The sequence below is a fragment of the Polymorphobacter fuscus genome, assembly GCF_011927825.1.
GTDB classification, from domain to species: Bacteria; Pseudomonadota; Alphaproteobacteria; order Sphingomonadales; family Sphingomonadaceae; genus Sandarakinorhabdus; species Sandarakinorhabdus fusca.
The window spans coordinates 2,322,561-2,339,266 of record NZ_JAATJI010000001.1 but is presented as its reverse complement, the minus strand read 5'-3'; the positions used below and the strand labels follow the sequence as shown (position 1 = coordinate 2,339,266).

The 16,706-nt window shown below is 68.3% G+C and carries 19 protein-coding genes; 10 read left to right on the top strand and 9 right to left on the bottom strand.

Annotated elements, in window-relative coordinates; genetic code table 11:
- Positions 1 to 179: 179 nt before the first annotated feature.
- The gene (locus tag GGQ62_RS11135) at positions 180 to 623 is read left to right on the top strand and encodes a hypothetical protein (RefSeq protein WP_167649405.1); all 444 of its coding nucleotides are present in this window, start codon (positions 180 to 182) and stop codon (positions 621 to 623) included.
- An 8-nt stretch (positions 624 to 631) separates the two neighbouring features.
- A complete protein-coding gene (locus tag GGQ62_RS11130) occupies positions 632 to 1,360 on the top strand; it encodes a TorF family putative porin (RefSeq protein WP_167649587.1) in 729 nt (242 codons plus the stop codon).
- Positions 1,361 to 1,363: 3 nt separating this feature from the next.
- Here the strand turns inward: GGQ62_RS11130 and egtD are convergent, their stop codons facing one another.
- Genes egtD through gluQRS form a run of 5 tightly spaced genes read right to left on the bottom strand, consistent with a single transcriptional unit; the run spans position 1,364 to position 5,232 of the window.
- Positions 1,364 to 2,341, bottom strand: coding sequence for an L-histidine N(alpha)-methyltransferase (gene egtD, locus GGQ62_RS11125; protein ID WP_152577258.1), 978 nt, complete (start codon positions 2,339 to 2,341; stop codon positions 1,364 to 1,366).
- Between the two features lies 1 nt (position 2,342).
- Complete coding sequence (gene egtB / locus GGQ62_RS11120; RefSeq protein WP_152577259.1) at positions 2,343 to 3,581, bottom strand: ergothioneine biosynthesis protein EgtB; 1,239 nt, start codon at positions 3,579 to 3,581, stop codon at positions 2,343 to 2,345.
- Between the two features lie 25 nt (positions 3,582 to 3,606).
- Positions 3,607 to 4,161, bottom strand: coding sequence for a cob(I)yrinic acid a,c-diamide adenosyltransferase (locus GGQ62_RS11115; RefSeq protein ID WP_152577260.1), 555 nt, complete (start codon positions 4,159 to 4,161; stop codon positions 3,607 to 3,609).
- A gap of 7 nt (positions 4,162 to 4,168) precedes the next feature.
- Positions 4,169 to 4,369 carry a twin transmembrane helix small protein gene (locus GGQ62_RS11110; RefSeq protein ID WP_152577261.1) on the bottom strand — a complete coding sequence of 67 codons (201 nt, stop codon included), beginning with the start codon at positions 4,367 to 4,369 and terminating at the stop codon, positions 4,169 to 4,171.
- Entirely contained in the window at positions 4,366 to 5,232 is an 867-nt protein-coding gene (gluQRS, locus tag GGQ62_RS11105; protein ID WP_424022231.1) for a tRNA glutamyl-Q(34) synthetase GluQRS, read from the bottom strand. The genes GGQ62_RS11110 and gluQRS overlap by 4 nt, the downstream gene beginning before the upstream one ends.
- Positions 5,233 to 5,423: 191 nt before the next feature.
- On the opposite strand from gluQRS, the gene GGQ62_RS11100 reads away from it, so the two are divergent.
- Positions 5,424 to 6,023, top strand: coding sequence for an HNH endonuclease (locus tag GGQ62_RS11100; RefSeq protein ID WP_152577263.1), 600 nt, complete (start codon positions 5,424 to 5,426; stop codon positions 6,021 to 6,023).
- Here GGQ62_RS11100 and GGQ62_RS11095 read toward each other — a convergent pair.
- Together GGQ62_RS11095 and GGQ62_RS11090 are read right to left on the bottom strand one after the other, a co-directional pair.
- Positions 5,996 to 6,772: a precorrin-2 dehydrogenase/sirohydrochlorin ferrochelatase family protein gene (locus GGQ62_RS11095; protein ID WP_152577264.1), complete on the bottom strand. Its 777-nt coding sequence runs from the start codon at positions 6,770 to 6,772 to the stop codon at positions 5,996 to 5,998. The genes GGQ62_RS11100 and GGQ62_RS11095 overlap by 28 nt on opposite strands.
- A gap of 13 nt (positions 6,773 to 6,785) precedes the next feature.
- The gene (locus tag GGQ62_RS11090) at positions 6,786 to 7,172 is read right to left on the bottom strand and encodes a histidine triad nucleotide-binding protein (RefSeq protein ID WP_152577265.1); all 387 of its coding nucleotides are present in this window, start codon (positions 7,170 to 7,172) and stop codon (positions 6,786 to 6,788) included.
- A gap of 259 nt (positions 7,173 to 7,431) precedes the next feature.
- Here GGQ62_RS11090 and GGQ62_RS11085 point away from each other — a divergent pair, with 259 nt between their 5' ends.
- The 4 genes from GGQ62_RS11085 (at position 7,432) to GGQ62_RS11070 (ending at position 12,157) form a co-directional block, all read left to right on the top strand.
- Entirely contained in the window at positions 7,432 to 7,725 is a 294-nt protein-coding gene (locus GGQ62_RS11085; RefSeq protein WP_152577266.1) for a hypothetical protein, read from the top strand.
- A gap of 2 nt (positions 7,726 to 7,727) precedes the next feature.
- Positions 7,728 to 9,248, top strand: coding sequence for an FAD-binding oxidoreductase (locus GGQ62_RS11080; RefSeq protein ID WP_152577267.1), 1,521 nt, complete (start codon positions 7,728 to 7,730; stop codon positions 9,246 to 9,248).
- A 149-nt stretch (positions 9,249 to 9,397) separates the two neighbouring features.
- On the top strand, positions 9,398 to 10,654 hold the full coding sequence (rho, locus tag GGQ62_RS11075; protein ID WP_152577268.1) for a transcription termination factor Rho: 1,257 nt from the start codon (positions 9,398 to 9,400) through the stop codon (positions 10,652 to 10,654).
- Positions 10,655 to 10,855: 201 nt separating this feature from the next.
- Positions 10,856 to 12,157: a lipopolysaccharide biosynthesis protein gene (locus tag GGQ62_RS11070; RefSeq protein ID WP_152577269.1), complete on the top strand. Its 1,302-nt coding sequence runs from the start codon at positions 10,856 to 10,858 to the stop codon at positions 12,155 to 12,157.
- Here GGQ62_RS11070 and GGQ62_RS11065 read toward each other — a convergent pair.
- Positions 12,123 to 13,169 carry a glycosyltransferase family 2 protein gene (locus GGQ62_RS11065; RefSeq protein ID WP_152577270.1) on the bottom strand — a complete coding sequence of 349 codons (1,047 nt, stop codon included), beginning with the start codon at positions 13,167 to 13,169 and terminating at the stop codon, positions 12,123 to 12,125. The two genes, GGQ62_RS11070 and GGQ62_RS11065, sit on opposite strands and share 35 nt — an antisense overlap.
- A 2-nt stretch (positions 13,170 to 13,171) precedes the next feature.
- The gene (locus GGQ62_RS11060; RefSeq protein ID WP_243451562.1) at positions 13,172 to 13,747 is read right to left on the bottom strand and encodes a TlpA family protein disulfide reductase; all 576 of its coding nucleotides are present in this window, start codon (positions 13,745 to 13,747) and stop codon (positions 13,172 to 13,174) included.
- Positions 13,748 to 13,802: 55 nt separating this feature from the next.
- Here GGQ62_RS11060 and argH point away from each other — a divergent pair, with 55 nt between their 5' ends.
- From argH to lysA, 3 genes are read left to right on the top strand one after another with little or no spacing between them, the layout of a single operon-like run.
- A complete protein-coding gene (argH, locus tag GGQ62_RS11055; protein WP_152577711.1) occupies positions 13,803 to 15,167 on the top strand; it encodes an argininosuccinate lyase in 1,365 nt (454 codons plus the stop codon).
- Positions 15,164 to 15,397: a hypothetical protein gene (locus GGQ62_RS11050; protein ID WP_152577272.1), complete on the top strand. Its 234-nt coding sequence runs from the start codon at positions 15,164 to 15,166 to the stop codon at positions 15,395 to 15,397. The genes argH and GGQ62_RS11050 overlap by 4 nt, the downstream gene beginning before the upstream one ends.
- A 7-nt stretch (positions 15,398 to 15,404) precedes the next feature.
- On the top strand, positions 15,405 to 16,670 hold the full coding sequence (gene lysA, locus GGQ62_RS11045) for a diaminopimelate decarboxylase (RefSeq protein WP_152577273.1): 1,266 nt from the start codon (positions 15,405 to 15,407) through the stop codon (positions 16,668 to 16,670).
- The last annotated feature ends 36 nt before the right edge of the window (positions 16,671 to 16,706 follow it).

Below are 16,706 nucleotides of genomic sequence, written 5' to 3'. Positions count from 1 at the left end.
AGGACTTTTGGCAGGGTTGTAATCGCGATCAACATTACTAAATGGTCATCTGCGGGCCCGGGCCCCTCTGGCGATCGTTCATCGATCGTGATGTCGGACCGCATCGAGGTGCATTCCCTGTTTTGCTCGCAATGCCGCGAGCAGCGCCCGATCGATTCATCATCGCCAAGGAGGATTTCATGTTTTTCATTACCACTCTCGCAGCCGCGGCTGCGATCGCACAAGCGACCCCCGCACAATGGACGCACAGCGTTCCTGTAGATCACGGCCGTGGCCAGGCAACGGCGATTTATGAAGCCCGTCCGGTCGTCTCCACCCGCCAGATCGGCACGTCGATGGGCACCCGGATGAGCACCGCGCGCTGCCTGTGGACCGCCGATATCGCGGTCGAACGGCGTCTGGAAACGTCGGGCGTCAACCAGACCGGCACCCGTGAAATGGCCGCCGTGAAGACGCTGAAGGGCAGCCGCCACGGCGCCTGTGCCACCAGCCGCGGCAGCATCGACAAGGAGATCGCCGCCCAGACGCCGGCGATCCGCGCGCACCTTGTCGCGGTGGCGGAACGGGACCAGCAGGAACTGCGGACCGAGATCGACACGCTGGCACCCCCAGCCGGCCGTTGATCGCCGCCTTGACCGCTCCAAGGTTCGCCACCAGCGCCGCCGCGGTGCTGCTGCTGGCTGCCGCAGCGCCAGCTGCTGCCGCCAGCTTCGGCGTCGAAGCGACAACCGACCTGCGGCGGCGCGGCCTTGGCTGGAGCGACGGCAAACCGGCGCTCGAGGCCTGGGCGTCGTTGCCGCTCAGCGGCGGCGTGTCGTTGGAAGCCGGCGCCGCGACGCTCCGCGGCAGTGCCCGCCACGGCAGTGCCGACCTGCTCGGCGAGGCGGCGCTGCGCTATACGGCGCAGACCGGGCCATGGACGCTATGGGCCGATGCCCAGGGCCTGGTCTTTGCAGGTGGTCGTGGCGGCCAGAGCTATGGCCAGTTGCGCAGCGGTGCCGCGATCGGCATCGGACCTGCCCAACTGGGCGCGCTGGCCAGTTGGGCACCGCCGCAAGGCGCGATCGGCGGCAGCAATGTCTATTTCGGCGCGACCGCGACGGTCGGCGTTCCCGGAACGCCGCTGACGCTGCGCGCCGGCGGCGGACGCTCGCTCGGCACCGACGATGGCAGCGGCCGGGCAGCGCGGTTGCGGCCGGGCGGCGACTATACCGACCTGCGGCTCGACGCCGATTATGTGCTGGGGCCGGTCACGCTGGGTGCCAGTGTCACGACGACCAGCATCGATGCCGCCACGGTCACCGGCGGCGCCCGGGATTTCGGGACGCGCGCCCTGCTGCGGGCGTCGTTCGCCTTTTGACGGTCAGGGCTGCATCGCCCCGTCGTCGCGCCGCCAGAGGTGGAGGCTGAACAGCCCATCCGCGTCGGTCCACAACTGATCGGGTGTCCAGCCCGAGGCACGCGCAAGCAGTCGCGCTTCGTCCGCCGTCCATTTGTAGCTGTTTTCGGTATGGATATGCGCGCCTGCCGTCATGGCGAATCGTTCGCCTGCCGCTTCGAACGCCAGGTCGCGCGTCGCAACCAGATGCATCTCGATCCGGCCAAGCCCGGCATTCCAGACCGCACGATGGGCGAAGGCGTCGACAGGCATATCGCCGTCCAGCTCGCGATTGATCCTGTGGAGCAGGTTGAGATTGAACGCCGCCGTCACGCCCTGTGCATCGTCATAGGCGGCTTCCAGCGTCGCCGCCGACTTGCTGGCGCCGGGTGCGAGGTCGAGTCCGATCAGTAGCCAGCTTTCCGACCCCAACGTCGCGGCAAAACTGCGCAGCAGGTCGACCGCGGCACCGGGCGCCAGATTGCCGAGTGTCGAGCCTGGGAAGAAGCCCAGCCTGGCGGCCGCGGCCGCACGCGCGGGCAGCTGGAACGGCCGGGTGAAGTCCGCGGCGACCGGCAGCACCGGCAGCCCCGGAAAATCTGCCGACAGCGCAGCAGCGCTCAGCGCCAGAAACTCGGCCGAGATATCGACCGGCACATAGGTAGCCGGTGCGATGGCGCGCAGCAGCAGCGGCGTCTTGACCGAAGATCCCGAGCCGAATTCGATGACGGCGCGCCCCGGACCGACGGCGGCGGCGATGTCGGCGGCATGGCCGGCAAGCAGCCCGACCTCGGTCCGCGTCGGATAATATTCGGGCAGGTCGGTGATCGCTTCGAACAGTTCGGACCCCAGCCGATCATAGAAGAATCGCGCCGGGATGACCTTTTGCGGCTGCGCCAGTCCGGCCCGGACGGCGGCGGCGAAGTCGGACACTTCGTCCTGGACGAGCAGCGGTCGCGCCATGTCAGATGTCCTTTGCCAGCCGCAGCCCGGTGAACTGCCAGCGCTGCGCCGGCGTGAAGAAGTTGCGCACGCTCGCCCGCGACGATCCGCGCGGCGTTGCGCAACTGGCGCCCTTGAGCACCATCTGCCCGTTCATGAACTTGCCATTATATTCGCCGACGGCGCCATCGACAGCGCGAAAGCCGGGGTAGGGCAGGAAGGCCGACGCCGTCCATTGCCAGCAGTCGCCGAACAGCGAGGCGCTGCCGACCGGTGCCACCGGCCCGGCCCGATTGAGCTGCACCCCTGCCGCCGGGTCCGCGCCGGCGGCCGCAACCTCCCATTCGGCCTCGGTCGGCAGCCGGGCACCCGCCCAGCTGGCAAAGGCGTCAGCCTCGTAGAAGCTGAGATGCGTCACCGGTGCCGCCGGATCGACGGCACGGCGGCCGGACAGGGTGAAGCTGCTCCAGCCGTCCGGCCCCTGCTGCCAGCGCAGCGGCGCAGCGATCCCATCCCGCTGCACCCAGGCCCAGCCGTCCGACAGCCACAGCCGGGGGTCGCGATAGCCGCCGGCGTCGATGAAGGCGATCCAGTCGGCGTTGGTCACCAGCGTGTCGGCCAGCGCGAACGGTCGCAGCAGCACGTCATGCGCCGGGCCTTCGCAATCGAAGGCGAAACCCGCGCCGTCGTGGCCGATGCGGCAGATGCCGCCGGCGTGGCGCGTCCAGCCACCGGGCCGCGCCACCGCCGTCTGCCCGGGATGCGGGAACAGCGCCGGTTCGAGCGGATTGGCGGCAAACAGGTCGAGGATGTCGGTCAGCAACAGCTCCTGATGCTGTTGCTCGTGGTTGATCGCGAGCGTCACCAGCGCCCGCGCCGGCGTGTCGAAGTCCTGCCAGTGCCTGACCATCGCGGCATCGACATGCGCGCGAAAGGCCAGCACATCGTCAAGGCTCGGGCGGGTCAGCATGCCACGACGATCGCGCCGCAGCCGTGGGCCGACCGATTCATAATAGCTGTTGAACAGGAAACCGAAGCGATCGTCGAACAGGCGATAGCCGCTGCGTCCGGCCAGAAGGAAGGTTTCCAGAAACCAGGTCGTGTGCGCCAGATGCCATTTCGCCGGCGAGGCATCGGGCATCGACTGGCCGCTGGCATCGGCATCGGACAAGGGTGTCGCCAGTGCCGCGGTCAAGGCGCGGACCTTCTGGAAGTCGTCCTGCAGCGTATCCGCCGCGCGCGTTTCGGCGAGGATGGTCATTGTCCGTCTCCCCGGGCCGCCGCGCCTATCGATTGGCGCCCGGCACCCACAACACATCGCCGGTCGCGGAATTTTCCACCCGACTGAGGACAAACAGATAATCGGACAAACGGTTCAAATATTGCATCGCGATGCGGCCGAGTGCCTCACCGGCGGCATTGGCGGCGACGCCGTCGCGCTCCGCCCGGCGGCAGATGGTCCGGGCCAGGTGCAGCGAGGCCGCCGCCGGCGTGCCGGCCGGCAGGATGAAGGATTTCAGCGGCGACAGGCTGTCGTTGGCGGCATCGATCTGCGCCTCCAGCCATTCGACCTGCGCCGGCACGATGCGCAGCGCGCCCTCGATGCCGTCCGGGGTCGCCAGATCGGCGCCGAGGTCGAACAGGTCGTTCTGGACGCGCCCCAGCGCCCGCGCCGTTGCCGGCGAGGCGTGCAGCCGCGCCATGCCGATCGCGGCGTTGGTTTCATCGACCGCGCCGACCACCTGCAAGCGCGGATCGGCTTTTGATCGCCGGCTGCCATCGACCAGCCCGGTGGTGCCATCGTCGCCGGTGCGCGTGTAGATCCGGTTGAGCTTGACCATCGCCGCCTCAGGCTGGCCGGTTGACGAGGAACAGGATGACGATGAAGATGATCGCCAGCGCCTGGAAGGCGACGCGATAGCTCATCATCTTGTTCGACTGCTTGCCGCTGATATCCTTGCCGCGCGCCATGATGATGATGCCGCGCGCCAGCACGCCGAGCGTTGCCAGCGCCGCCACGACCATGAAGATGATCAACATTGCATTCATGGCGCCAGCATAGTCCCGGTGTGCGGCCGCGGCCATGGCAAATCGGCGCCACGGTGACGCAGCGCTTCCGCGTCGATTTCGGCAATCAGCCGTGCCGCCGTCATCCCCCCGGCGCGCAGGCTGGCGAGCGTTTCGGCGCCGTCGCGCTTGGCCAGCCGCTTGCCGTCGGCGCCGACCAGCAGCGGATGGTGGTGGTAGCGCGGTACGGGAAGGCCGAGCAGCGCTTGCAACAGGCGCTGGCCGTGCGTCGCGTCGAACAGATCGGCGCCGCGCACCACGTCCGTGACCCCCTGCGCCGCATCGTCGACGACCACCGCCAGCGCATAGGCCACCCCCAGGTCGCGGCGCGCGACGACGAAATCGCCAAGGATCGCCGGGTCGGCCGCCACCGGCCCCGCCGCGGCATCGTGCCAGTCGAGCGGCCCGGTCCGCGCCAGCGCCGCCGCGACGTCGATCCGCCAGGCGACGCCGGCGGCCTCCGTCACCGGCGTCCGGCGGCAGGTGCCCGGATAGACGGGTCCGGCCGGGCCATGCGGCGCGGTGGCGGCGGCGGCGATATCGGCGCGGCTGCATCGGCACGGATAGACGACGCCCAGCGCCTGCAGCGTCGCCAGCGCCGCCGCATAGGCCGGGCCGCGTTCGCTCTGCCGCATGACCGGCGTTTCCCAGCCGATGCCGAGCCAGGCCAGATCGGCAAAGATCGCCGCCTCATGCTCGGGCCGGCAACGCGCGATGTCGATGTCTTCGATGCGGACGCAGAAACGCCCGCCCTGCGCCTGCGCCAGCCGCCAGCCGGTCAGCGCCGACAGCGCATGGCCGCGGTGCAGCCGGCCGGTCGGCGACGGCGCGAAGCGCGTCACGATCACCGGCGGCCAGCCCCAATCGGCGGTATTGTCATTTGCCTGACATACAAACTGTTGTATGAACCCCCAAACCACGGAAATGGTCGCCCGCAAGCGGCCTTGAAGGGCGGAACCGCCACGGTTTCTCCCCTGTGCGACAGGGCCAGTGGTTGCGGGTTGCCACCTTCCGAGATGAGGGAGCAGCGGCGCGCATGTATCATCCCGATATTCTTGGCGGTGAAGGGCATCTGCCCCGTGACACGTCCTCGCCGCCCGATGGTTGCCCGGCGCTGGTGCTCAATGCCGACTATACCCCCCTGTCCTATTATCCGCTGTCGCTGTGGCCCTGGCAAACGGCGATCAAGGCGGCCTTTCTGGAACGCGTCGACATCATCGCCGAATATGACCGGGTCATCCGATCGCCGCGGTTCGAGATGCGGCTGCCGTCGGTCATCGCGCTGCGCCAATATGTCCGCCCGGCCAGCCACCCAGCCTTCACGCGTTTCAACCTGTTCCTGCGCGACCGTTTCCAGTGCCAATATTGCGGTCATGGCGGCGAACTGACTTTCGACCATGTCGTGCCCCGCGCCTATGGCGGCCGCACCACCTGGGAGAATGTCACCACCGCCTGCGCGCCGTGCAACCTCAAGAAGGGCGGTCGCACGCCGGCCGAAGCGCATATGGCGCTGCGCCAGCGGGCGTTCCAGCCGACGACCCATCATCTGCAGGAAAACGGCCGCGCCTTCCCGCCGCACTATCTTCACACCACCTGGCGCGATTACCTTTATTGGGACACCGAGCTGCTCGCCTGAAGCACGACCACCAGCCCGTCCACCGGCACAGGCACCGCTGCCACCCGCACCGCGTCGCGGCGGGCGCGGTCGACGACTGCGGCGGGCACGTCGCCGACCACCACCAGCGTGTCGCAGCGGCCGAGCGCTGCCAGCTGGTTGAGCGTCAATTCTCCCGGATCGGCACTGGTCACCACGATCGTCCGCACCTCTGCGTCCGCTGCCGAGCTTCCGGCGATCGCCGCCGCCACCGCCGCGTCGGGATCGGCGAGCGGGCGCAACGGATCGAGTCCGCCACCTTCGGCCAAGGCACGTTCCCACAACCGGCGCCGATCGGCGATCGTCGGGTGCGCGGCGCTCGCGGCACCGCGCGCGGCACCGATGGCGCGTGCCATCGGGCCCAGCGACGCCGGCAGCAGCGCCTCCAGCCGGCCGCGCAAGGCGCGCGACAGGCTGGCGGTGGCGCCGCCCGTGGAGACCGCCACCACCACCGGCGAGCGATCGATGATCGCCCCCATCAGAAAGTCGCTGATCGCCGGGCGGTCGACGACGTTGACCAGCAGGCCGCGGCGGCGCAGCCGCGCCGCTGCGGCAATGGCCTCGCCCTCGTGATCGAGCGCGACAAAGGCGATGACGCCATCACCGGATTCGGGGACGATATCGCCGCCGGCAGCGGTGACCAGCCGGCCCTTTGCCGCCGCCGCCTCGCCATCGCCGACGATGATCACCGAACGGCCGGCGAGGGCGAGGAATACCGGCAGATTGTCCATCAATGGCTCCAGGTCATTGCGGCGGGCGCGCCAGCATCGGCCCCAGCGGCTGGCCGCCGAACAGATGGACATGGAGGTGCGGCACCTCCTGGTGCGCATCCAACCCGGCGTTGGCGAGCAGGCGATAACCCGGCTCCTGCAGGTCGAGCAGCCGCGCCACGGTGCCGACGGCCCGCACGAAGCCGGCGATTTCGGCATCGGAGCCGCTGGCCGAAAAGTCCGCCCAGCTGCGCCACGGGCCGCGCGGAATGACAAGGACATGCACCGGCGCCTGCGGGTTGATGTCGTGAAACGCCACCGCCCACTGGTCCTCATAGATGCGATTCGACGGGATCTCGCCGCGCAGGATGCGCGCGAAGATATTGCCCTCGTCATATGCCCCGGTCGCCGTGACTGCCATCTTGCCCTCTCCACCTGATCCGAACGCCCGAAAGTCTCGAAAGTCACACCAAATCGGGGTCCGGACATTCAATTGTTAACAAAAGTTCACAAACGGCCCTGCCGAGATCATTCGTCACGGACCGTATCCAAAAAAAACGCTGTAGGACAGGTTTGCGGCACACAAGTCCCGGAAGCCGGTCTTGTCGATTGCAGTGGATGGGGCCGGCCCCGTTATGATAAACTGCCCTGATCCGGGGGGTGCCGCGATGCGACAGGCCGTGATGATTGGGCTTTTGCTGAGCGTCGGCGGCTGTGCCTATCACCGCGTCGTAGTGCCGGTGCCCAATCCGCCCGACCAGGTCTATCATCCGGTCAAGTCGAGCGCGCTGGGCTGGGGCGCGATGGAACAGACCAGCACGGCGACCCACTGCCCGACGAACCTGCTTTCGGAAGTCCGGGTGCGGACGTCGTTCCTGCAATCGCTGGGTACGGTGCTGACGCTCGGCCTGTGGCAGCCGGCGACGATTGAATATCGCTGCTCCAAGGTTCCGACCCAGGTCATCGAGCCCTGACAATGGCAAAGACGATCTTCTACGACAGCGACGAATGGTCGAACTTCCACCTGTCGGTCCGCGGCGTGCCGATCGCCGGGGTTTTCGAGCTGCACAATTCGAGCGGTGCTGCCAGCCTGGTGCGTATGGCGGAAAGTGCTGCCGCTGTGCAGGCGCTGGTCGGCCGGGCCTTTGCCGAGCGGCGGCGACTGCGGGCGCAGGGCGCCGCCTGGTCCTTTTCCGACGTGGCGGCGGTGCCGGGCGGGTGGATGCTGAACACCGGCTATGCCAACTGGCTGTACCCGCTGCCGCCGGCGCAGGTGCAGGCCGGCTTCGATGGCGATCGCGATGGCCTGCTGCTGTGCCAGACAGGGATTTCGGTCGCCGAGATCAACATGTTCCTCGAACCGCGCGGGCGATCGCTGGCAACCACGGGGGCATCGAACGGCCAGACGTTCGTTGGGGCGATGAGCACGAGCACCCATGGCTCGGCGATCGACCAGCCCGCGATCCAGGGCCAGGTGCGGGGTTTCCAGCTGATCCCGTCCCCCGACCGCAATTTGTGGGTTGAACCGGCACGGCGGCCGGTGACCGACGGCACGATGGCGGCAGCGCTGGGGGCGACGCTGGTACGCGATGACCGGCTGTTCGACGCGGCGCTCGTCGGGCTGGGGGCGTTCGGAGTCATCCATTCGGTGCTGATCGAATCGGTGCCGCACTTTCACCTGGTGATGAACCGCCGCAAGCTGCCGATCACACCGGGGTTGCTGACGGCGATGCGCGGCCAGGGGTTCGACGGGATCGACCTGCCCGGGCCGGCGGGGCGACCCTATTTCTTCCAGTCGGTTCTCAACCGGCACATCGACCGGGACAATGGCTATGTCACCGTCGGGCACAAGGTGGCGTGGGACCCGGCGGTGCCGCTGACCTATGACATCGTCAACAAGCGGGCGCCGGGGTATAATCTGGCGGTCGTGGTCGCCAACATGCTGACGGTGCTGCCCGGGCTGACACAGGTCATCACCAAGGCGGTGCTGGCCGACCAGTTGAGCGATATCCATGATCGCAAGGCGAGCTGGGGGCAGAGCTTCAACTTCACGACACCGCGCGCCGGACAGGCTGGGTCGTCGATGGCGGTCCCCGCCGACCGGGCGACGGAAGCGCTCGAACTGCTCGAAAGGACGTTCGCCAGCGTACCGCGGGCGCCCGCCGCCTTTGCCTGTCGCTATGCAACCCGGTCACCGGGGCTGCTGGCATTCCAGCGTTTCGACCGGACGGCAATCATCGATATCGACGGGCTCGATTCGAAGGCGACACGGACGCTGATGGCAGCGGGCGTGGCGGCGATGCGCGCCAATGGCATTCCCCACGCCGAACATTGGGGCAAGCTCAACCAGTTGACGGCGCAAAGCGTGCGCGACAGCTATCAGGGTGACCTCGAACGCTGGATGAAGGCGCGGACCGACCTGCTCGACCGCGACGGCGAATATTGCTTCGGCAGCGCCTTTCTCGACCGGCTCGGCATGACCGACAACCGGCATTGAACGCCGCGGCCGCAAGGCTTGACCCCGGCGCGGCCGCCCCCTATCTGCGAATCACCGCGCCGGTCCTCGTGCGTGGTCACTTCGGTCCCTGCCATCGCCGGTCTTGATACCCCCGACAGCGCACGGACCCACAAACGCAAAGACCCTAGATGCATCTTCACGACCTCAAGCGCAAAACCCCCGCCGAACTGGTTGTCATGGCGGAGGAGCTCGGCATCGAGAATGCCTCGACGCTGCGCAAGCAGGACATCATCTTCGCCATCCTGAAGGCGACCGCCGAGGCGGGCAACGAGATCACCGGCACCGGCACCATCGAAGTCATGCCCGACGGCTTCGGCTTCCTGCGGTCGGCCGATTCCAACTATCTGGCCGGGCCCGACGACGTCTATGTGACGCCGCAGATCGTCCGCAAGTTCGGGCTGCGCACCGGCGACACGGTGGAAGGCGAGATCCGCGGGCCCAAGGACGGCGAGCGCTATTTCGGCCTGGTCCGGGTGATCGCGATCAACTTCGACGATCCCGATGTCGTGCGCCACCGCGTCAACTTCGACAATCTGACGCCGCTCTATCCGGACGAAAAGCTCAACCTCGACAACAATGATCCGACGATCAAGGACAAGACCGGGCGGATCATCGACATCGTCGCGCCGCTCGGCAAGGGCCAGCGCTGCCTGATCGTGGCGCCGCCGCGCGTCGGCAAGACGATGATGATGCAGAACATCGCCCGGTCGATTTCGGCGAACCATCCCGAAATCTTCCTGATCGTGCTGCTGATCGACGAGCGGCCCGAGGAAGTCACCGACATGCAGCGCACCGTGAAGGGCGAGGTGATCTCCTCGACCTTCGACGAGCCGGCGACCCGCCACGTCCAGATCGCCGAAATGGTCATCGAAAAGGCCAAGCGCCTCGTCGAGCACAAGCGCGACGTGGTCATCCTGCTCGACAACATCACCCGCCTGGGGCGCGCCTACAACACGGTCGTCCCGTCGTCGGGCAAGGTGCTGACCGGCGGTGTCGACGCCAATGCGCTGCAGCGGCCCAAGCGCTTCTTCGGCGCGGCGCGCAACATCGAGGAAGGCGGTTCGCTGACCATTATCTCGACCGCGCTGATCGACACCGGCAGCCGCATGGATGAGGTGATCTTCGAAGAGTTCAAGGGCACTGGTAACTCGGAAATCGTCCTTGACCGCAAGATCGCCGACAAGCGCGTCTTCCCCGCCATCGACATCGGCAAGTCCGGCACTCGCAAGGAAGAGCTGCTGGTCGACAAGAACACCCTGTCGAAGATGTGGGTGCTGCGCCGCATCCTCATGCAGATGGGCACCGTGGATGCGGTGGAGTTCCTCATCGACAAGATGAAGGATTCGGTGACGAACAAGGACTTCTTTGACGCGATGAATCACTAGCGAGCGCCGCGCGCGCGCTGGACCGGCTCCGCCGGGAAGCGCGCCGACAGGCGCCGCGTCCGGCCGGCGGGGTGGCGGGGCCTTCCCCCGCCGAACCCGTCCGACGCCAGCATGGGCTTTGCCCATGCCTCTTTGCTTCCTGACTGGGACATCCGGAAAGCCCTGTTCGCCGCACCCGTCCCCCGCTAAAGCCGCGCTGCAATGCACAATCGCCACATCGCCCGCGTGCGCAAGGTCGCCACCAACCCGGCGCTGTTCGCCTATGGGTTGAAGGCCGGCAACGCCCTGGCGGCGTTCGCGGCGACGGCACTGCTGGCGCGGATCGCGGGGCCGGCGGTGGTCGGCAATTACAGTTTCGCCGTCGTCACCGCGACATTGCTCGGCATCGTCGCGCTCCACGGGCTCGATCTGGTCATGCTGCGCGAGGTGGCGGGGGATTTGCGGCAGGCAAACACCGGCGCGGCGCGCGGCGTGCTGCGCTTTGCCACGACATCGGTCGCGGTGGCGGCGGCGGTGATCACGGCGATCTTCCTGGTAGCAGCGACGATCGGCCAGCTGTCCGCCCTGTTGGAAACCGACCAGGCGGCGATGATCGGCGCTGCCATCGGCATCGGGTCGGCGGCATTCTTCCGGCTGGGGCTGGCAGGGCTGCGCGCCGCCGGGCGGCCGGTGGCGGGACAGTTCTGGGAAGGCGCCAACAGTTTCGTCTTTGCCGCGATCATCGTGGCGCTGTGGTTTGCCGGCCTGCAGGTGTCGGCGCTGCTGGCGGTGTTGCTGTTCTTCGGCAGCCAGATCGCATCGGTGGCGATGGTCTGGGTGATCGTGCGGCGCGACGCGCGCGACTGGGATGCGGCGACGCCCGCCGATGGCAAACGGCTGCGCGCCTCGGGTTTTCCGATCATGACCATCCAGGGCACCCAGATGTTCCAGGACTGGCTGTTGTTCGCGCTGGTGGCCGGCGCGGCGAGTGCCGCCGCCGTGGGGGCGCTGCGCGTCGCCATGCAGGTGGTGATGGTCATCGCCATCGTGGTGACGACGGGGGAGACGTTCATCGCCGCCAAGGTGGCCGGCGACCTGCGCGCCGGGCGGCCCGACCTGGTGTGGCGGCGGCACCGGCGGGCTACGCTGGCGATGGGGCTGGCGATCGGGCCGCTGGTGCTGGTCTGCATCCTGTTTCCCGCCCAGTTGCTGGGGCTGGCGTTCGGCCCGGCCTTTGCCGTCGCCGGGCCGGCCCTCGCGATCATGGCGGCGGGCCAGGCGACCAAGATCGCCACCGGGCCGATCGGCGGGCTGCTGACCATGTCGGGGCATGAAAAATGGCTGTTGCGCTTCACCGTCGTCGGGCTGGCGCTGCTGGTGGTGCTGGCGCTGTGGCTGGTGCCGATCTGGGGGCTGGAAGGCGCCGCCGTGGCGCAGGCGGTGTCCGTTGCGTTCCGCAACATCGCCGCCTTTGCCGCGGCGTGGCTGCTCATCCCGAAAGAGGCGCCCCCCGCAGCGCCTTGACGATGGCGCCGGCGTTGGCCGGTTGCCGCCGCGCCAGCCGGCGGGCGGCGATGGCAAGGCCCTGAAGATATTGCGCCGGGACCAGCCAGGGGTGGTATTTGCGGTAGAAGATCAGCCGCGCTCGCTGCATGTGGTAATCCGACCCGGCGCCGCGCGTGCCGCCGCCTTCGCCCGAGCCGATCGAGCCGCCGGCCTTGTGCCAGACATCGGCATCGGCGGCGAAACCGGTGGCGAAGCGGCCGGCGTTGCGAGTCGCCCAGTCGATTTCCTCGAAATAGAGGAAATAATCCTCCGACATCGGGCCGACGGTATCGAGGAACGGCCGCGAGATGGCGAGCGAGGCGCCGAGAACGAAATCACTGGCGGCGGCGATGGCGGCGGCGGCCTGGGGCAGCGGCGCCCCCGGCGGCAGGTGCAGGCCGGTGCCGATCGGCTGGGCGGTGCCGGTCAATGTCGAAAAACGGTAGCCGTTGAGCGCCTGGACCACATCGGGCCGGCTGTAGAAGCGCACGATGGTGCCGGCGATGCCGATGGCGGGGTCGGCAGCGAAGGTCCGCAGCAGCGCGCCGGCGGCACCGGGAGCGACCACGGTATCGTTGTTGAGCAGCCAGAAATGGGTGATGCCGGGGTCGCACGCCAGATGCGCCAGCCCGAGGTTGTTGCCGCCGGCAAAGCCGAGGTTGCCGCCGCCATCGACAAGACTGATCTGTCCGGCCACCGGTGGGGTCGCACGTGCCGTGGCGGCGTCCATCACCGTTGCCGGAACCGGCTTGGGCAGCGGCGGAGTCGAAAGCGCCGCCAACGGCCCCGGTGGCGGGGTGAAATGGGCGCTGCCGGCAGCCCAGTCCCGCAGGCCGGGCAGCGAGCCGTCGTGCGATGCGTTGTCGATGACGACGACCTGCAGCGGGCAATCGCTGCGCAACAGCGATTCGAGACATTCGATGGTAAAGTCGCGTCGGTTCCAGTTGACGATGACGACGCCGAGGCGCGGCACCGGCACGGCCGGCGTCACGCTCAGACGATGCCCTGCATGGCGAGCTCGTTCCAGTTGGGCGTGCCGGCGACGCGCCAGACTTCCTTGCCCTGTTCGTCGTAAAGGATGGAGATCGGCAGGCCCTTGGCCTTGACGGCTTCGGCGAACGACCCGGGCTGGTCGACATAGGGTTCGAGCGCGTTGAACTTGCCTTCGGTGAAGAACTTGTTGACGGCGAGCCAGCCTTCCATGTCCTGCGAGATCGGCAAGATCACCAGCTTGCCGCGCCGCGACCCGGCCAGCCGATCGAGCTCGGGCATTTCGGCGATGCACGGCGCGCACCAGGTCGCCCACAGGTTGACGAGGACCTTCTTGCCGCGGAAATCGGCCATCGAAGTCTTGTCGCCGCCGTGCCATTCGAACGGCACGTCGGGCGCCGGCGTGCCAGCCTGGCTCCGATCGATGACGTTGAGCCTGGCCGCCGCGGCGCCGGGCGTGCTGCCCGCCGCGCTCGTTGCTTGCGGCGCTGCCGTCTTTCCCTTATCGCCGCCATCGCAGGCGGCGAGCGACGCGGCCGCGCCGAGCGCCAGCAGGAGCCGTGCAGTTTCGATGCCCATGACACCCATGTCCGACGCTGTCCCTGTGACTGATGCCGCCTCCCGATCCAGTGGGATCTGGGGTGGCCGTTTCGGGACTGGCCCCGATGCTGCAATGCGGGAGATAAACGCATCCATCGGCGTCGACAAGCGCCTGTGGCGTGAAGACTTGGCGGGGTCGCGCGCCCATGTGACGATGCTGGGTGCCACCGGCATCCTGGATGCCGGCGATGTGACCGCGATACTGGCCGGCCTTGCGACGATCGAGACCGAATTTGCCGCCGGCGGACTGGTCGAGGACCCGGCGCTGGAAGACATCCACATGCATGTCGAAACCCGGCTGGCGCAGCTGATCGGCCCCGCCGCCGGCCGGCTGCACACGGCGCGATCGCGCAACGACCAGGTGGCGACCGATTTCCGGCTGTGGGTGCGCGGCGCCTGTGCCGAGGCCGATGCCGGGCTGAAGGCGCTGGTCCTCGCCCTGCTCGACCGTGCCGGTGAACACGCCGCAACGATCATGCCGGGATTCACCCATCTGCAGGTGGCGCAGCCGGTGACGCTGGGCCACCACCTGATGGCCTATGTCGAGATGCTGGGCCGCGACCGCTCGCGCTTTGCCGATGCCGCAACCCGGATGAACCTGTCGCCGCTGGGCAGCGCCGCGCTGGCCGGCACCGGCTTTGCCATCGACCGCTTCGCCACCGCCGCCGCACTGGGCTTTGCCGGGCCGACGCGCAATTCGCTCGACAGCGTGTCGGACCGCGATTTCGCGCTCGATTACCTGTCCGCCGCCGCCATGGCCGGGCTGCACCTGTCGCGGCTGGCCGAGGAGATCATCATCTGGGCGAGCCAGCCCTTCGGTTTCGTGACGCTGCCCGATGCCTGGTCGACGGGGTCGTCGATCATGCCGCAAAAGCGCAACCCCGATGCCGCCGAGCTGGTGCGCGCCAAGGCGGGCGCCCTGCTCGGCGGGTTCCAGACGCTTGCCGTCATCATGAAGGGGCTGCCGCTCGCCTATTCCAAGGACATGCAGGACGACAAGGCGGTGGTGTTCGCCGCCCATGACACGCTGGCGCTGTGCCTGACCGCCATGACCGGCATGATGGAAAGCCTGACATTCAACGCGGACCGCATGCGCGCCGCCGCCGCCAGCGGCTTTTCGACCGCGACCGACCTTGCCGACTGGCTGGTGCGCGAGGCGCAGGTGCCGTTCCGCCAGGCGCACGACATCACCGGTCGCGCCGTCAAGGCGGCGGAGGCGCGCGGCGTGACGCTCGACGGGCTGAGCGACGCCGAACTTGCCGCGATCGACGCGCGCATCACGCCGGCGGTGCGGTCGGTGCTGTCGGTCGATGCGTCGGTGGCCAGCCGCACCAGCTTTGGCGGCACGGCGCCGGACAATGTCCGCGCCGCCATTGCCGCCGCGCGGGACATGCTGTGAAGCGCCTCGCCATCCTCGCCCTGCTGCTGCTGGCGGCGTGCGGCAAGCAGGGGGCACTGACGCCGGTGCCGCCGCGGACCCCGCCGGTGGCGCCGGTCGGCGTCGCCGTGCCGCCGACGGCGGAGGAGATGCTGGTGCTGCCGCCGCAATCGGCGCCGGCGCGAGTCGACGATCCGGTGTCCAATTCGCAGGCGCGCCCCGCCGACCGTTTCAACCTGCCGCCAAATTAGAGAGTTCATGGACCATTTCGATATCCGCGGCGGCGTCATGCACGCCGAAGGCGTCAACCTGGACAGCCTGGCCGATGCCGTCGGCACACCCTTCTACTGCTATTCATCGGCCACCATCGAACGCCATTTCCAGGTCTTTGCCGATGCCGTGGCCGGGCTGGGCGATGGCGATCCGCTCGTCGCCTTTGCCGTGAAGGCCAACCCCAATCTGTCGGTGCTGGCGACGCTGGCACGGCTGGGCGCCGGCGCCGATGTCGTGTCGGGCGGGGAAATGGCGCGGGCGCTGGCCGCCGGCGTGCCCGCCAACCGCATCGTCTTTTCGGGCGTCGGCAAGCAACCGCACGAGATGGCGGCGGGAATCGAGGCGGGCATCCTGCAGTTCAACGTCGAATCCGAAGCCGAGATCGGCATGCTGGCGGCGGTGGCGGCGGCGCATGACGCGCGTGTCGACATCGCCATTCGCGTCAACCCGGCGGTCAACCCCGGCACCCATGCCAAGATTTCCACAGGCGGCCAGGACAGCAAGTTCGGCATCCCGATCGAGCGCGCCCATGCGGCCTTCGTGATGGCGGCGGGGCATGCCAGCCTCAACCCCGTCGGCCTCGCGGCGCATATCGGCAGCCAGTTGACCGACCTGTCCCCCATCGAATCGTGCATCACCCGGTTGGGCGAGCTGGCGCAGGGGCTGCGCGGCGCCGGCCATGGGGTGTCGCGGATCGATGTCGGCGGCGGGCTGGGCGTGCCCTATCGCGCCGACCAGCCGGCACCGCCGCTGCCGTCGGTCTATGCCGAAATGGTGGCACGGGCGACCAGGGGCTGGGACTGCCGGCTGATCTTCGAGCCCGGGCGCATGATCGTCGGCAATGCCGGGGTGATGGTGGCCGGCGTCATCCTGGTCAAGCAGGGCACGACCAAGACCTTCGTCGTCACCGATGCCGGGATGAACGACCTGCTGCGGCCGTCGCTTTACGGCGCCTGGCACGACATAAGGGCGCTGCGGCCGCGCGGCGACACCATGGTCGCGACGGTGGTCGGCCCGGTCTGCGAAAGCGGCGACACCTTTGCGGAGGACCGGACGATCGAGGCCGTCGGCGCCGGCGACCGCATCGCCTTCATGACCGCGGGTGCCTATGGGGCGACGATGGCGAGCACCTATAATTCGCGGCCGCTGGTGCCCGAGGTGATGGTCAAGGGCGATGCCTGGTCGGTGGTCTCCGAACGCAACCAGCCGGCGGCGATGCTGGCACTGGATGCGCGGGCGCCGTGGTTGTGAGACAGCCCCCACGCAACCGGTAACGCGATTTCAGGG

Excerpts from the sequence above, each read along its gene's own strand:
- GGQ62_RS11095 (WP_152577264.1), bottom strand. The coding sequence starts at position 6,772 with ATGGACAATCTGCCGGTATTCCTCGCCCTCGCCGGCCGTTCGGTGATC.
- GGQ62_RS11135 (WP_167649405.1), top strand. The coding sequence starts at position 180 with ATGTTTTTCATTACCACTCTCGCAGCCGCGGCTGCGATCGCACAAGCG.
- lysA (WP_152577273.1), top strand. The coding sequence starts at position 15,405 with ATGGACCATTTCGATATCCGCGGCGGCGTCATGCACGCCGAAGGCGTC.
- GGQ62_RS11115 (WP_152577260.1), bottom strand. The coding sequence starts at position 4,161 with ATGGTCAAGCTCAACCGGATCTACACGCGCACCGGCGACGATGGCACC.
- GGQ62_RS11090 (WP_152577265.1), bottom strand. The coding sequence starts at position 7,172 with ATGGCAGTCACGGCGACCGGGGCATATGACGAGGGCAATATCTTCGCG.
- GGQ62_RS11110 (WP_152577261.1), bottom strand. The coding sequence starts at position 4,369 with ATGAATGCAATGTTGATCATCTTCATGGTCGTGGCGGCGCTGGCAACG.
- GGQ62_RS11070 (WP_152577269.1), top strand. The coding sequence starts at position 10,856 with ATGCACAATCGCCACATCGCCCGCGTGCGCAAGGTCGCCACCAACCCG.
- egtD (WP_152577258.1), bottom strand. The coding sequence starts at position 2,341 with ATGGCGCGACCGCTGCTCGTCCAGGACGAAGTGTCCGACTTCGCCGCC.
- GGQ62_RS11060 (WP_243451562.1), bottom strand. The coding sequence starts at position 13,747 with ATGGGCATCGAAACTGCACGGCTCCTGCTGGCGCTCGGCGCGGCCGCG.
- GGQ62_RS11100 (WP_152577263.1), top strand. The coding sequence starts at position 5,424 with ATGTATCATCCCGATATTCTTGGCGGTGAAGGGCATCTGCCCCGTGAC.
- rho (WP_152577268.1), top strand. The coding sequence starts at position 9,398 with ATGCATCTTCACGACCTCAAGCGCAAAACCCCCGCCGAACTGGTTGTC.
- egtB (WP_152577259.1), bottom strand. The coding sequence starts at position 3,581 with ATGACCATCCTCGCCGAAACGCGCGCGGCGGATACGCTGCAGGACGAC.
- GGQ62_RS11080 (WP_152577267.1), top strand. The coding sequence starts at position 7,728 with ATGGCAAAGACGATCTTCTACGACAGCGACGAATGGTCGAACTTCCAC.